This is a genomic window from Ancylobacter radicis (genome assembly GCF_018449475.1).
Lineage (GTDB): Bacteria > Pseudomonadota > Alphaproteobacteria > Rhizobiales > Xanthobacteraceae > Ancylobacter > Ancylobacter radicis.
This window is the reverse complement of record NZ_JAHCQH010000020.1, coordinates 70,818-84,527: the sequence shown is the minus strand read 5'-3', so window position 1 is coordinate 84,527 and position 13,710 is coordinate 70,818. Positions and strand designations below refer to the sequence as shown.

Here is a 13,710-nt window from a genome sequence, read left to right as displayed (position 1 = left end):
TGATGGCGCATGGAACCGACCACATATCCCACACTGAATCTCGACGGCTACACGCCGCTGCCGCCCGGCAAGCTCGCAGCGGTCGTCACCTTTCTGGAGATGACCGAGCCGCCGGCGCTGCTGCCGGAGCCGCCGGGCCATGACTTCACCTTCGCCCCTGTCACCGATCCGCAGCCGGACTGGTACCGGGACCTGTTCCGCCGCATTGGCGAGGAATGGCTCTGGTACTCCCGCCTGCGCATGGATGAGGCGGCGCTGCGGGCGACGCTGGCGGACCCCGGCGTGTGCGTGCATGTGCTGCGGCGGGCGGGGGAGACCGAGGATCTCGGCCTGATCGAGCTGGATTTCCGCACGCCGGGCGAGGTCGAACTCAGCTATGTCGGCCTGGTGCCGGGGCTGGTCGGCGGCGGGGCCGGCCGTTTCATGATGAACCGGGCGCTGACGCTGGCCTTCGCCACGGCGCCGCGCCGGGTGCATGTCCACACCTGCACGCTGGACCATCAGGGCGCGGTCGGCTTCTACATGCGCGCCGGTTTCCGGCCCTATGCGCGGGCCATCGAAGTGGTGGATGACCCGCGTCTCGACGGCGTTCTCAGCCGCAGCGCCGGGCGGCACGCCCCGCTCATCGAAAGCGATTGATCGTGACAGCCGGTTGAGCGTCGCGGCCGGCGTGGGAAAACCGCGCCGGCTCAGGCGGTGAGCGCCGCCCGGCCACGGCCGGCGCGCACGGGCATGTCGACCGGGACCTCGACGCCCCGTTCACGCTCTCCGAGCGCCTCGACCTTCTTCACATCCTCCAGCGCGGCGTCGAGCTGGAGCTTGGCCTCGTCGAGCTGCTGCTTCAGCTCGTCGGCCGAGAGGCGCAGATTGTCGCGGCGCGTGGCGGCGGCGCGGGCATAGGTGGAATAGGCGAAGTGCTGCGTATCGGTGATACCGCTGCGCTGTTCCTCAGCCTCGATCTCCCGGTCGAGGTCGCGCGCCATGCGGTCGAAATCGCTGATCATCGACTGGATCTGTGCGAAATGGCGGCGCTTTTCCTCCGCCTGGAACCGCTTGAGGCGGATGAGTGTATCAAGCGACTTCATGGCCGGCTTTTACTCCGCTCTGTCGCCGGTGCGTGTCCCTGTCGCCCTCATCGGGCATCCCCCGCACGCGCCGGTTCGAGCCGCCTTTACGCGGCGGCAGAGCCATCTTCGCCGGGAGATGTTGCCGCTTCCTTACTCCTGTGGAGCCAAACGGTAGCGCGAGGAGGAATCTGCGACTCTTCAAGGCGATGGAAACGATTTGTTTACCGGCCTCGTTAATGATCGCGGCATCGTCCGGTGCGGACAGGTGATGCTGCGAAAGCAGAGTCGCCTGACTCACTTACCAGCGCTTCTTAAGATTCGACTCTAGCGGTCGGGTTAAAAAATTCTGGTTCCTTGCCAGCCCTTTGCGGGAAGACTCGAAGAAAATTTCGAGTTCCCGCTTGTGCGCGAGAATCAGTTTTTGTTACCCCTAATGCACGAGTGAACGAATCGGGTGTGCCGGGCCGGGCGCGGGAGGGGTGGCGCACGGACCAGAGTTGTCCGACGTGCTGAACCCCCCGAGGCCATGGCGAGGGAAGGGGATTGGCATGCGCGTCTTGCTCATCGAGGACGACCGCGCGACCGCGCAGAGCATCGAACTGATGCTCAAGTCCGAGAGCTTCAACGTCTACACGACGGATCTCGGCGAAGAGGGTGTCGATCTCGGCAAGCTCTACGATTACGACATCATTCTGCTCGATCTGAACCTGCCGGACATGTCGGGTTACGACGTGCTGAAGGGTCTGCGGGTCGCCAAGGTGAAGACGCCCATCCTCATCCTCTCCGGCCTTGCCGGCATCGAGGACAAGGTGAAGGGCCTCGGCTTCGGCGCCGACGACTATCTCACCAAGCCGTTCCACAAGGACGAGCTGGTCGCGCGCATCCACGCCATCGTGCGCCGCTCCAAGGGTCACGCCCAGTCGGTCATCACCACGGGCGACCTGGTGGTCAATCTGGACACCAAGACGGTCGAGGTCGCGGGCAACCGCGTGCATCTCACCGGCAAGGAATACCAGATGCTGGAGCTGCTCTCGCTGCGCAAGGGCACCACGCTGACCAAGGAGATGTTCCTCAACCATCTCTATGGCGGCATGGACGAGCCGGAGCTGAAGATCATCGACGTGTTCATCTGCAAGCTGCGCAAGAAGCTCGCCAACGCCTCCGAGGGCCACAATTTCATCGAGACGGTCTGGGGCCGCGGCTATGTGCTGCGCGAGATGAACGACCAGGACCAGCGCATCCCGGCCTGACAGGCGCGCGAGGCCCCTCGCCTCCCGCAGCAGGCCGCGCCTACCACCACACTGCCGACCAGAAACCCCGCTCCGAGCGGGGTTTTTCGTTTTGGGCGCCGACCCCGCCCCACACCGTCATCCCCCACAGCGCACCGTCATCCCCGGGCTTGACCCGGGGATCCACGACTTCGGCCGGGCGCGGGGTCGGGAAGGCGTGGATGGCCGGATCAAGTCCGGCCATGACGAGGGTGGAGGAGCGCCCAGCGGCGCGCCCGGCTCCCTCTCCCCGCCGGGGAGAGGGTTGGGGTGAGGGGCCGCCCGACCGGCGGGGTTTTTCGTTTTGGCGCCTACCAGCCCCACACCCCCGTCATCCCCCACAGCGCACCATCATCCCCGGGCTTGACCCGGGGATCCACGTCTTGGGCCGGGCGCAGCGGGAGCAAGTCGTGGATGGCCGGATCAAGTCCGGCCATGACGAGGGTGGAGGATTCCGCCGAGCGCCCGCCCCTACTTCGCGTTCTTCGCCAGCCAGGCCTTGAGGAAGGCGATCTCGCCCTCCTGGGCCTTGATGATCTCCTCGGCCAGCGCCCGCAATTCCGGGTCCTTGCCGTATTGCAGCTCGATGCGCGCCATGTCGATCGCGCCCTGATGGTGCGGGATCATGCCGCGCGCGAAATCGACATCGGTATCGCCGGTGAAGGCGATGCCCATGTCCTGATGCATCCGCGCATTGGCCGCTTCGAACGCCTGGGTGGAGGGCGCGGCCGTGCCGCCGGCAGGGGCGGCGTTCATCGTGCCGTGATTCATGGTGCCGTGATCCATCGTGCCCATGGGCTGGGTCTGGGCGAGGACAGGAACGGCGGCGAGCGACAGACCGGCGAGCAGCGCGGCCGTGGAAAGCGTCTTCATGAGATATCTCCGAATGATCGAAAGCGAACCCGGCCGGGGCCGGGCGGCGGTGCGCGATCAGGCGAAGCGGGGCGGCGGCACCGGAATGGCCGGCACATGGCCGATCGGCGCGGCGCCGGCGGGCAGCGCGAGCCGGGACGCCTGCGGATAAGGCGGCTCCAGCGGGGGCATGGCAAGCAGCGGCAGCACCATTTGCCCGAGCACGCAGCACAGATGCCGCGCCGCGCCATCCGCCGGCCGGGGACGCTGGCTGGCGGCAAGATGGGTAGTGGCGACGGATGAGGCGACTGGCACGCCCGCGCTCTCATGGCAGGGCATCGGTGCGGCGCGCAGCGGGGTTCCGGCCAGCGCCGCCCCCGGTCCCGCCAGGCAGACCGCGAGCGCCAGCAGCGCCACGAGAAACCGGATCAGCCGCATGGGCCATCGCCGCGCGAAGTCGTCATGAGGAAGAGATTAGCAGGCCGCGCGGCCGGCGTTGAGCGCGAACTCACCCTCATGCCGCGCCCGTGATCGGCCGGGGCAGCCCGTCAGGCCGTGGCCGCGTCCGGCAGCATCGCGGCGATCAGCGCCACCACGTCGCCAGTCGCCACCACCGCGTGGAACCCGTCCGGCCGGCCGGCCTCGACCCGCGCGGACAGCCCGATCCGGCGCGCCGAGCCGGTGATGCCGGCCGCCGTGCCATAGGCGTCGAGGTCGAACAGGATGATGTCGAAGCGCCCGCCGGCCAGTTCCGCCGCGCGCGGATCATCCGCCAGCGAGACGTCATGGCCCATGGCCCGCACGAGGTCGCGCAGGCCCGCCCGCGCCTCGCCCTCGGGCGCGGCGACCAGCACCCGGCAGGTCCGCGCCGGCGCCGGCACGGTCTCGCCCGGCTCCAGCAGCCGGTAGCGCCCGCCGGCCGTGGCGAGGTAGCGCGCCCCGTCGACCCGCTCGACGCGCCCCTGCGGGGCAAGGCCGAGAACTTCGTCGACCGCGAGGGCATCGCCCTCCCCGCCGATCAGCAGCAGCATCCGCCGGCCCGGCTTCAGGCTGACAATGCCGGCGCCGCGGTGAATATCGTCGATCGGGCTCATGCCGCGCAGCGCGGCGACCCGCACCGCCTCCGGCTCGGTCCGCCCGGCCCGCACCAGAAGATGGGCGCTGTCGCGCCGCGGCTCGGCCACGGGCGGGCGCGGCTGCACCACGCCGATCGGCAGTTCGACCAGCGCCGCCTGCCCGCCATCGGGCAGCCGGGCGACGCCGCCGACGAGATCCTCGCAGGGCCAGAAATCCTGCCGCCACGCTGCCGGCATCAATTCAAGATTGGCCATCATGCGGCGCGGCATGTCGTCGATCAGCACGGTGGCGCGCACCTTGCCGGCCGTGCCGAACAGCACCAGCGCGCCGCGCGCCGGCCGTTCCGGGGCAAAGCCGAGCCGCACCGCGAGGCGGATCAGCGGCAGCCCGCTCACCCCCAGCGTGCCGGCGGCGGCCATGCGGGCCATCTTGTCCCAGCGTGCGCCTTCCAGCGGCACCACCTCGACGACGCTGGCCGAAGGCAGCGCGAAACGCATGTCGCGAAAGGCGAACACCAGCACTTCCGCGCGGCCGGGCTCGGCCAGCGGCACAGGCGCGGCCGCGACCGGCGCCCCGCTCAGGGGAGCGGCGGCAGGCCACGCGCGAACCGCCTGAGGCACGACATGGGGCCCGGCGGAGGTGAGTTCAGGAGGCGACATCGGCGACCACGCGTACAGAACCAACACACACGCCCACAGGGCGCGCAGATGGAGTGTCCACGGTTCACGTTAATGTCGTCTGAAGGTGCCGTAACGACAGCCCGGCGCGGCGCAAGCCGGTGGGGCAGATCGGGTGGGGCATATCCGTGGAGACAGCGGACGCCCGCGCGCCCGCTTGGCTGCCCGCTCGCCCTCAGGCCCGCTCGGCGGCGATCACCACCGTGTCGCCGTCCAGGGCGAGGCTGATGCCATAGCCGGTGGCCCGCGCCAGCAGCCCGGTATAATGCGGCTGCACCGCATGGGCGTCGAGCGCGCCGCCCTCCGGCGCGTGGCCGGCCAGAAGATCGACAATATGGGCGGGAATGCGCGAATGGCTGCCCTGGGTGCGCAGGCGGAAGCCGCCCTCCTCGCCCTCGCCCGTGGCCTCGACGCTGATGCGCCCGCCGCGCGGAATGGTGGAGGAGGCGACCATCACGAGGTTCAGCAGCAGCTTCACCTTGTTCTTGGGCGAGAGCGTGCGCGGCACGGTCCAGTCCAGCGTGGTGCGGTCGTCCTGAATGAAGCCGCGCGCCACATTCTCCGCGTCGCCGGTGTCGATCTGCGCGCCCGCCGAGCCGGCGGCGCCGAAGGCGAGCCGGGCGAATTGCAGCCGGGCCGAAGCCTGGCGCGCGCTCTTGCCGATCAGGTCGAGCGCGAAGGCCTTCATGGAGGGGTCGTCCTCGTCCTCCAGAACCTCCAGCCCGTTGACGATGGCACCGACCGGGCTGATCACATCGTGACAGACGCGCGAGCAGAGCAGAGCGGCGAGGTCGAGCTTGTCGAGGTTGACGGCGGTGGTCATCGCGTCCCCATGGTCATCGCGTTCCTTGGTCATGGCGTCGCTCCGGTGTTGGCGTCGCCTCGATCTGGGCATCACCCTGCGGAAATCGGCGGATCCGTACGGCGAATCGCGCGCAAATCACCCCCGCGCGCCGTGCGCTGTGATACACCGCGCCCCCGAACACGCCAACCATCCCACCGTCCAAGCCTCTCCGGTTGCCCGCATGACCGACCAGAACCTCGCTGCCGCCTCGCCCCTGCCGCTGGGCGATCCCGCCCTGCTCGCGGCCCTCGCCGATGCCGCGCTGAAGGCCGGCGCGGTCATCCTGCGGATCCGCAAGGAGGGCATCGGCACCCGCTACAAGGCCGATGAAAGCCCCGTCACCGCCGCCGATCTTGCCGCCGAGGAAATTTTGCGCGCCGAACTCGCCCGCATCCTGCCGGGCGTGCCGGTGATCGCGGAGGAGGCGGTGTCGCAGGGCCGGGGCGAGACGCCCGCCGAGACCTTCCTGCTGGTCGACCCGCTGGACGGCACGCGCGAATTCGTCGGCGCCAGCGGCGAATTCACCGTCAACATCGCGCTCGTCACCGCAGGCACGCCCAGCCTCGGGGTGATCTATGCCCCGGCGGTCGGCAAGCTCTATGCGGGCGGCAGCTTCGCCTCGGGCGAAGCGCGCGCCTTCCGCGCCGCCCGCGCCGCTGGCGTGCCCTCGGCGCCCGAGAGCTGGGAGCCGATCCGCTGCCGGCCGATCCCCGACCACGGCCTCGTCGCGGTGGCGAGCCGCTCCCATCTCGACCCGGACACGCAGGAATTGCTCGCCTCGCTCGACATCGCCGAGCGCATCAGCTGCGGTTCGGCGCTGAAATTCGGGCTGGTGGCGGAAGGGCGGGCGGATATCTATCCGCGCCTGTCCACCGTCTGCGAATGGGATGTCGGCGCCGGCCATGCGCTGGTGCGGGCCGCCGGCGGCAGCGTGCGCCGGCCGGACGGCAATCCCCTGCCCTATGGCCGCACCGAGGCGGAATACCGCGTGCCCGCCTTCATCGCCTATGGCGCGCAGGGCTGATCCGCCCCTCGGACCCATCCCGCAGGGGAAGGCGTCATGTCCGCGACACGCAGGTAAGACCATCGGCCTTCCTATGGTCGCACTCCGTGGTATTGATATGAACCGGGGCCGCTCGGTTCAGCGGCCCTGCGGCCGCTCGCGCGGCCCCGGCGTTCCTGCCGCCGTCCCCTTGTTGAGACAAAACGCGAGACCGACGATGCCGACCTTGCGCGCCCTGCTTGCCTGCCTGGCCCTCCTCGCCTCCCTGCCCTTCCTGGCCGCACCCGCCGCGGCCCAGTACAAACAGCCCGGCCCCTCGAACAGCACCTATTCGAGCGACGAACTGGTCCAGCAGGGGCACGGCTTCTTCGGCGAGGTCTCGCGCGGGCTCGCGCTGTCCATCGAGAAGGCGGTCTCCCAATGGGGCCAGCCCAATGGCTATATTCTCGGGCAGGAAGGCTCCGGCGCCTTTGTCGGCGGCCTGCGCTATGGCGAGGGCACGCTCTACACCCGTAATGCCGGCGACGTGAAAGTATTCTGGCAGGGCCCCTCGCTCGGCTGGGACTTCGGCGGCGACGGCGCCCGCACCATGATCCTCGTCTACAATCTGAACTCGATCAACGACATCTACCGGCGCTTCGGCGGCATTTCCGGCTCGGCCTATTTCGTCGCCGGCTTCGGCATGACGGCGCTGGGAGCGGACAATATGGTGGTGGTGCCGATCCGTTCGGGCGTCGGTGTGCGCCTCGGCGCCAATATCGGCTATCTGAAGTTCACGCCCACGGCGACCTGGAACCCCTTCTGACACAGACGGGCCATTTCGACAGGCGGCCGGGGACAGCCCGGCCGTTCTGGTGTCTGCTGGGTCCCGCCCCGACGGTCCGGTCAGGCCATTCGGTCCCGCCCGGCAAACATGGTAACGATCTTTCGTAACGCCTGACCAACACCTCTCGGCTAAGAGAGGAACGCTGGCCGGTGCGGCAGCGTAGAAGAGTGAGACCCGCATGATCGAAGCGATCATGTATAGCGCCATCGGCTTTCTCACGGCGACGCTGCTGGCGCTGCTGACCTTGCCGGCTGTCTGGCGCCGCGCCGTGCGTCTGACGCGCCGCCGCATCGAGAACGCCCTGCCCGTCTCCATGGCCGAGATCCAGGCCGACAAGGACGAGGCGCGCGCCGCCTTCGCCCTCGCCGTGCGCCAGGCCGAGATGGAGACGCAGCGCCTGCGCGATGAGGCCGCCACGCACTGGACCCGGATCAGCGATCAGGCCGAGGAACTGGTGAAGCGCCAGGCCCGGCTGGACGAGCTGACCGCCTCCCTCGCCGATCTCGACGCCCGCCACACCGCGCTCACCGCGCTGGAGCGGCAGGTCAGCGAGGACCTCGCCATCCGCACCCGCGATCTCGACGAGACCCGCGCGGCACTGGTGCAGACCCGCAGCGAGCTGGCGACCAGCAGCCGCCATCTGGCCGAGACCTCGGCCCGCGAGGAGGAGCTGAAGATCGAGCATGTCGCGCTGACCACGCTGCGCGACACGCTGAAGGACCGCATCACCGATCTCGACCGCCATCTCGGCGCCGCCAATACCCATTTGTCCAATGAGCGCGAGCGGCTGCGACTGACCGCCGACAAGCTCTCCATCGAGGTCGCCCGCACCCGCGATCTCACCGAGCGCCTCGCCGCCACCGAGAACGAGCTGGGCACGGTGAGCACGGAGGCCGCCGCCTTGCGCGCCGAAGTGTCCGCCCTGTCGCTGAAGGCCGAGTCGCTGGCGCGCCGCACCGACGCCGCCGAGAGCCGCCGCGCCACCGTCGAGGCCGAGTCCGCCCGCACCGTCGCCGCCGCCACCGCCGCCCGCGACCTTGCGCAGGCCGAGGCCCGCCACGCGCAGGACATGGCGCAGATGCTGCGAGCCGAGAAGGCGATGCTGGAAGGCGCGCTGGCCAAGGCCCGCGAGGACCGCGCCGAGCTTCAGGCCCGGCTGGAGAGCCGCCCGCCGGTTGCTGCCGCGCCCGGCGCCGGCGATGGCGCGCTGCGCGAGCGCATCAGCGAGATCGCCGCCGAGGTCGCCCATCTCACCGCCGCGCTGGAAGGGCCGGGCTCGCCGGTCGATGCGCTGCTGGCCGGCGCCCCGCCCTCGCGCAAGGGCGCGCCGCCCTCACTCGCCGACCGCATCCGCGCCTTGCAGGATAAGGCCCGCCGCCGCTCGCCCTCCCCGGCCACCGAGGCGATCGCGGTTGATGCCACCGCGATGGAGGCGGCGCGGGCCCGCGACACGCAGCCCGCCTCCGCCGCCGAATGATGTCCCTCACCCACTGAACGGCACCGCAGCGGCCGCGCCAACGGCCCTGCCTTGCCATCGCGCTGATCCTTCAAGGGTGCGCAAACAGCACCCGTCATCCGCCCAGGGAGACTCCGCCCATGAATCTCGCCCGCCTGCTCAAGGCCCGCGCCACCGCCGGCCGCCCGGTCCGGGTCGGGCTCATCGGCGCCGGCAAGTTCGGCTCGATGTTCCTGTCGCAGCTGCGCGCGACGCCCGGCCTGCATCTGCTGGGGATCGCCGATCTCTCCGTGCCGCGCGCCCGCGCCGCGCTGGAGCGCACCGGCTGGGATGTCGAGGCGGCGCTGGCTCCCTCCTTCTCCGAGGCGCTGGCGAGCGGACGCACCATGCTCACCGAGGATGCGAACGCGCTGATCGCCGCCGACGGGCTCGACGTGGTGGTCGAAGCCACCGGCAGCCCCGCCGCCGGCGCCGCCCATGCGCTGGCCGCCATCGAACAGGGCCGCCATGTGGTGATGGTCACGGTCGAAGCCGATGTGCTGGTCGGGCCCCTGCTGGCCGCCCGCGCCCGCGATGCCGGGGTGGTCTATTCCATGGGCTATGGCGACCAGCCGGCGCTGGTCTGCGAGATGGTCGACTGGGCGCGCACCTGCGGTTTCAACGTGGTTTGCGCCGGCAAGGGCACGAAGTACCTGCCGAGCTACCACGCCTCGACGCCCGACACGATCTGGAGCCTCTACGGCCTCACGCCCGAACAGGCGGCGGCGGGCGGCATGAACGCGCAGATGTTCAACTCCTTCGCCGACGGCACCAAATCGTCGATCGAAATGGCCGCCATCGCCAATGCGGCGGACCTCAAGGCGCCCTCGGACGGCCTGCTGTTCCCGCCCTGCGGCGTCGACGACCTCGCCCATATACTGCGCCCGCACGAGGCCGGCGGCATCCTTGAGCACAGCGGCACGGTGGAGACCGTCTCCAGCCTCGAGCGCGACGGGCGCCCGGTGTTCCGCGATCTGCGCTGGGGCGTCTATGTCGTGTTCGAGGCCGAGCGCGGCGCGTCCGGCGATTATGCCCGGCGCTGCTTCAAGGAATATGGCGTCGTCACCGATCCGTCCGGCCGCTACACCGCGCTCTACCGTCCCTATCATTTGATCGGGCTGGAGTTGGGCATCAGCGTCGCCTCCGCCGCCCTGCGCGGCGAGCCGACCGGCGTCACCGAGCATTTCAACGCCGATGTGGTGGCGGTCGCCAAGCGCGCGCTGAAAGCCGGCGAGACGCTCGATGGCGAGGGCGGCTTCACCGTGTGGGGCAAGCTGCTGCCGGCCGCGAGTTCGCTGGCGCGTGGCGCCCTGCCGATCGGCCTCGCCCATCATGTCACGCTCAACCGCGACGTTGTGGAGGGCGAGGTGATCGGCTGGGCCGATGTCGCCATCGCCGACAGCCCGATTGTTCGCCTGCGCCGGCAGATGGAGAAGGCCTTCGCCGCCCCCTTCAGCCCGATCGCCGAATAGCCGGCCCGGTCGCGGCGCGGCGGTGAACCCGCCGCCCCCGCGCGCCGTAGGAAGGGCATGAGCGCGCCCCCCTTCCCTCCCCCGACATCCCCCGCCCCGCCCGGCGGCACGCTGCGCCTCGTGCTGGGCGACCAGCTCAGCCATTCCCTGAGCGCGCTCGACGGGCTCGATCCACTCCGTGACACCGTGCTGATGATGGAGGTGCGGGACGAGGCGACCCATGTGCGCCACCACGCGCAGAAGATCGCGCTGTTCTTCTCGGCGATGCGCCATTTCGCGGCGGAGCTGGCGGCGCAGGGCATCCGCGTCGATTATGTCCGCCTCGACGATCCCGCCAACAGCCACAGCTTCACTGGCGAGATCGCCCGCGCCGTGGTCCGCCATGCCCCGGCCCGCATCCTCGCCACCGAGCCGGGCGAATGGCGGGTGGAGGACGCGCTGCTCGCTTTGCGCGAGGAACTGTCGATCCCGCTGGAGATCGCACCGGACACCCGCTTCTTCGCCACGCGCGGCGATTTCGAGCGGTGGGCGGAAGGCCGCCGCGGCCTGCGCATGGAGTTCTTCTACCGGCAGATGCGGCGCGACCACGCCCTGCTGATGGAGGGCGAGGAACCGGTCGGCGGGCGCTGGAATTTCGACGCCGAGAACCGCGAGGCGCTCCCCGCGACGGTGCAGCCCCCCGCCCCGCCGCGCTTTGCCCCGGACGCGATCACGGCCGAGGTGCTCGCCCTGACCGCCCGCGAATTTCCCAGCCATTTCGGCACGCTGGACGGTTTCGGCTGGGCGGTGACGCGGGAGGACGCCCTCACCGCGCTCGATCATTTCATCGCCCATGCCCTGCCGCGCTTCGGCGACTATCAGGACGCGATGCGCGCGGGCGACCCGTTCCTGTTCCACGCCATCCTCTCGCCCTACCTCAATATCGGCCTGCTTGAGCCGCGCGAGGTCTGCGCGGCGGCGGAACGCGCCTTTCATGAGGGCGCGGCCCCGCTCAACGCGGTGGAGGGCTTCATCCGGCAGATTCTCGGCTGGCGGGAATATGTGCGCGGCATCTACTGGCTGAAAATGCCGGACTATGCCCGCTCCAACCATTTCAACGCGACGCGCCCGCTGCCCCGCTTCTTCTGGCATGGGCAGACCGACCTTGCCTGCCTCGCCCATGTGGTGGCGGAGACGCGCGATCACGCCTATGCCCACCACATCCAGCGGCTGATGGTGATCGGCAATTTCGCCCTGCTCGCCGGGCTCGATCCGGCGGCGGTGGAGGAATGGTTCCTCGTCGTCTATGCCGACGCGGTGGAGTGGGTGGAACTGCCCAATGTCCACGGTATGGCGCTGTTTGCCGATGGCGGGGTGCTCGGCTCCAAGCCCTATGCGGCCTCGGGCGCCTATATCGACCGCATGTCGGATTATTGCGCCGGCTGCCGCTACAGCCCGAAGGAAAAGAGCGGCCCCAAGGCCTGCCCCTTCAACTATCTCTACTGGGATTTTCTCGACCGCAACCGGGAGACGCTGGCGCGCAATCCGCGCCTCGCCATGCCCTATCGCAACCTCGCCCGCTTCGACGAGGCCCGCCGGCACACAATCCGCGCCGACGCCGCGCGTTTCCTTGACGCGCTGGAGCCGGCGCAGGCGGGGCGGGACTGGTAGCGCGCGCCGCGCCGGCCCCTCAGGCCGCGACCTCGCGGGTGGCATGGACCCATTCGCGGGCGCGGGCTTCCGGTTCGGCGTTCAGCAGCACGTCGGTCACCACCGCCACGCTGTCCGCCCCGGCGCGCAGCACGCCCGGCGCGCGCTCGATGGTGAGCCCGCCAATGCCGACCAGCGGCAGGTCGCCGATGCGCTTCTTCCAGGCGGTGACGCGCTCCAGCCCCTGCGGGGCCCATTTCATCTTCTTCAGGATGGTCGGGTAGACCGGGCCGAGCGCGACATAGGCCGGGTTCGCCCGCAGCGCGATCTCCAGCTCGTCCTCGTCATGGGTGCTGATGCCCAGCTTCACGCCGGCTTTGGCGATGGCGGCAAGATCCGCCTCGGCAAGGTCCTCCTGGCCGAGATGGATGAAGTCGCAGCCAAGCTCCAGCGCCAGCCGCCAGTAATCATTGACGACGAGCTGCGCCCCGTAGCGGGCGCAGACCTCGCGCGCCAGCGCGATCTCGCCGCGCAGCTGCGCCTCGTCCATCTCCTTGGCGCGCAGTTGCACCAGCTTCACGCCCTGCGGCAGCAGGCGCGGCAGCCAGGAGGCGCGATCGACGATGAGGTAGAACGGGTCGAGCTTCATATGGTCTCTCATTGGGCCGGTTATTGACCGAAGGCGGCGCGGCCCATGACGGGCGTGGAGGGCGCCGCCATGTCGCGCGTCTCCATCGGGTCAGCCAGCAGCCCCTCGCGGCCCGCCTCGATGGCGCGGGCGAAGGCGCGGGCCATGCGTACAGGATCGCCGGCCTTTGCCACCGCCGTGTTCAGCAGCACCGCGTCATAGCCCAGCTCCATCGCCATGGCGGCATGGGAGGGCAGGCCGACGCCGGCATCGACCACCAGCGGAATGCCCGGAAAATGCGCCCGCATGGAGCGCAGCCCATAGGGGTTGTTCAGCCCCCGGCCGGAGCCGATCGGCGCGCCCCAGGGCATCAGCACCTCGCAGCCGGCGGAAATCAGCTTCTCCGCCACCACAAGGTCCTCCGTCGTATAGGGGAAGACCTGGAACCCGTCGCGCGAGAGGATGCGCGCCGCCTCGACAAGGCCGAACACGTCCGGTTGCAGCGTGTCGTCCTCGCCAATGACTTCCAGCTTCACCCAGGGCGTGTCGAACAGGTCGCGGGCCATTTCCGCCGTGGTGACGGCTTCCTTCACCGTCTTGCAGCCGGCGGTGTTGGGCAGCACCTTGACGCCGAGATCGCGGATCAGCTGCCAGAAGCTCTGCCCCGCCTTCGCCGCCCCGGATTCGCGCCGCAGCGACACGGTGACGATATCCGAGCCGGAGGCGCGAATCGCCTCCGCCAGGATCGCCGGCGAGGGATATTGCGCCGTGCCCAGCAGCAGGCGCGAGGCAACCTGAGTGCCGTAGAATTCCACCGGGTCGGCGCCGGCAAGGGTACTCGTGGTCAGGTTATTCGAGGTTATGGCGTCCAT

Annotated in this window: 14 protein-coding genes; 7 read left to right on the top strand and 7 right to left on the bottom strand. The window is 69.8% G+C overall.

Annotated elements, in window-relative coordinates:
• Window positions 1-9 precede the first annotated feature (9 nt).
• Window positions 10-639 (top strand): GNAT family N-acetyltransferase, encoded by a 630-nt coding sequence (locus tag KIP89_RS15110; RefSeq protein WP_213756414.1) that lies wholly within the window; start codon window positions 10-12, stop codon window positions 637-639.
• 50 nt (window positions 640-689) lie between these two features.
• Here KIP89_RS15110 and KIP89_RS15105 read toward each other — a convergent pair whose 3' ends face one another.
• Window positions 690-1,085: a flagellar export protein FliJ gene (locus tag KIP89_RS15105; protein ID WP_213756413.1), complete on the bottom strand. Its 396-nt coding sequence runs from the start codon at window positions 1,083-1,085 to the stop codon at window positions 690-692.
• A gap of 530 nt (window positions 1,086-1,615) precedes the next feature.
• Here KIP89_RS15105 and ctrA point away from each other — a divergent pair.
• Window positions 1,616-2,317: a response regulator transcription factor CtrA gene (gene ctrA / locus KIP89_RS15100; protein ID WP_213756412.1), complete on the top strand. Its 702-nt coding sequence runs from the start codon at window positions 1,616-1,618 to the stop codon at window positions 2,315-2,317.
• Between the two features lie 489 nt (window positions 2,318-2,806).
• Here the strand turns inward: ctrA and copM are convergent, their stop codons facing one another.
• From copM to chpT, 4 genes are all read right to left on the bottom strand, one after another.
• Window positions 2,807-3,208, bottom strand: coding sequence for a CopM family metallochaperone (copM, locus tag KIP89_RS15095; RefSeq protein ID WP_213756411.1), 402 nt, complete (start codon window positions 3,206-3,208; stop codon window positions 2,807-2,809).
• 57 nt (window positions 3,209-3,265) lie between these two features.
• Complete coding sequence (locus KIP89_RS15090) at window positions 3,266-3,625, bottom strand: hypothetical protein (protein WP_213756410.1); 360 nt, start codon at window positions 3,623-3,625, stop codon at window positions 3,266-3,268.
• A gap of 110 nt (window positions 3,626-3,735) precedes the next feature.
• On the bottom strand, window positions 3,736-4,923 hold the full coding sequence (locus KIP89_RS15085) for a chemotaxis protein CheW (protein ID WP_213756409.1): 1,188 nt from the start codon (window positions 4,921-4,923) through the stop codon (window positions 3,736-3,738).
• Window positions 4,924-5,116: 193 nt separating this feature from the next.
• Window positions 5,117-5,797, bottom strand: coding sequence for a histidine phosphotransferase ChpT (gene chpT, locus KIP89_RS15080; RefSeq protein ID WP_250152530.1), 681 nt, complete (start codon window positions 5,795-5,797; stop codon window positions 5,117-5,119).
• A gap of 169 nt (window positions 5,798-5,966) precedes the next feature.
• On the opposite strand from chpT, the gene cysQ reads away from it, so the two are divergent.
• From cysQ to KIP89_RS15055, 5 genes are all read left to right on the top strand, one after another.
• Entirely contained in the window at window positions 5,967-6,809 is an 843-nt protein-coding gene (cysQ, locus tag KIP89_RS15075; RefSeq protein ID WP_213756408.1) for a 3'(2'),5'-bisphosphate nucleotidase CysQ, read from the top strand.
• Window positions 6,810-7,005: 196 nt separating this feature from the next.
• Window positions 7,006-7,593, top strand: coding sequence for a DUF1134 domain-containing protein (locus tag KIP89_RS15070; RefSeq protein ID WP_213756407.1), 588 nt, complete (start codon window positions 7,006-7,008; stop codon window positions 7,591-7,593).
• Between the two features lie 199 nt (window positions 7,594-7,792).
• Window positions 7,793-9,091, top strand: a complete 1,299-nt coding sequence (locus KIP89_RS15065; RefSeq protein WP_213756406.1) for a coiled-coil domain-containing protein — start codon at window positions 7,793-7,795, stop codon at window positions 9,089-9,091.
• Between the two features lie 119 nt (window positions 9,092-9,210).
• Window positions 9,211-10,581 (top strand): NAD(P)H-dependent oxidoreductase, encoded by a 1,371-nt coding sequence (locus KIP89_RS15060; protein ID WP_213756405.1) that lies wholly within the window; start codon window positions 9,211-9,213, stop codon window positions 10,579-10,581.
• Between the two features lie 57 nt (window positions 10,582-10,638).
• Window positions 10,639-12,231 (top strand): cryptochrome/photolyase family protein, encoded by a 1,593-nt coding sequence (locus KIP89_RS15055; RefSeq protein WP_213756404.1) that lies wholly within the window; start codon window positions 10,639-10,641, stop codon window positions 12,229-12,231.
• Window positions 12,232-12,250: 19 nt separating this feature from the next.
• On the opposite strand, the gene KIP89_RS15050 is transcribed toward KIP89_RS15055, so the two are convergent.
• Window positions 12,251-12,859: a thiamine phosphate synthase gene (locus KIP89_RS15050; protein WP_213756403.1), complete on the bottom strand. Its 609-nt coding sequence runs from the start codon at window positions 12,857-12,859 to the stop codon at window positions 12,251-12,253.
• A gap of 20 nt (window positions 12,860-12,879) precedes the next feature.
• Window positions 12,880-13,710 (bottom strand): thiazole synthase, encoded by an 831-nt coding sequence (locus tag KIP89_RS15045; RefSeq protein WP_213756402.1) that lies wholly within the window; start codon window positions 13,708-13,710, stop codon window positions 12,880-12,882.

Excerpts from the sequence above, each read along its gene's own strand:
- KIP89_RS15090 (WP_213756410.1), bottom strand. The coding sequence starts at position 3,625 with ATGCGGCTGATCCGGTTTCTCGTGGCGCTGCTGGCGCTCGCGGTCTGC.
- KIP89_RS15105 (WP_213756413.1), bottom strand. The coding sequence starts at position 1,085 with ATGAAGTCGCTTGATACACTCATCCGCCTCAAGCGGTTCCAGGCGGAG.
- copM (WP_213756411.1), bottom strand. The coding sequence starts at position 3,208 with ATGAAGACGCTTTCCACGGCCGCGCTGCTCGCCGGTCTGTCGCTCGCC.
- ctrA (WP_213756412.1), top strand. The coding sequence starts at position 1,616 with ATGCGCGTCTTGCTCATCGAGGACGACCGCGCGACCGCGCAGAGCATC.
- KIP89_RS15060 (WP_213756405.1), top strand. The coding sequence starts at position 9,211 with ATGAATCTCGCCCGCCTGCTCAAGGCCCGCGCCACCGCCGGCCGCCCG.
- cysQ (WP_213756408.1), top strand. The coding sequence starts at position 5,967 with ATGACCGACCAGAACCTCGCTGCCGCCTCGCCCCTGCCGCTGGGCGAT.
- KIP89_RS15065 (WP_213756406.1), top strand. The coding sequence starts at position 7,793 with ATGATCGAAGCGATCATGTATAGCGCCATCGGCTTTCTCACGGCGACG.
- KIP89_RS15045 (WP_213756402.1), bottom strand. The coding sequence starts at position 13,710 with ATGGACGCCATAACCTCGAATAACCTGACCACGAGTACCCTTGCCGGC.
- KIP89_RS15055 (WP_213756404.1), top strand. The coding sequence starts at position 10,639 with ATGAGCGCGCCCCCCTTCCCTCCCCCGACATCCCCCGCCCCGCCCGGC.
- KIP89_RS15070 (WP_213756407.1), top strand. The coding sequence starts at position 7,006 with ATGCCGACCTTGCGCGCCCTGCTTGCCTGCCTGGCCCTCCTCGCCTCC.
- KIP89_RS15110 (WP_213756414.1), top strand. The coding sequence starts at position 10 with ATGGAACCGACCACATATCCCACACTGAATCTCGACGGCTACACGCCG.
- KIP89_RS15050 (WP_213756403.1), bottom strand. The coding sequence starts at position 12,859 with ATGAAGCTCGACCCGTTCTACCTCATCGTCGATCGCGCCTCCTGGCTG.
- KIP89_RS15085 (WP_213756409.1), bottom strand. The coding sequence starts at position 4,923 with ATGTCGCCTCCTGAACTCACCTCCGCCGGGCCCCATGTCGTGCCTCAG.
- chpT (WP_250152530.1), bottom strand. The coding sequence starts at position 5,797 with ATGACCAAGGAACGCGATGACCATGGGGACGCGATGACCACCGCCGTC.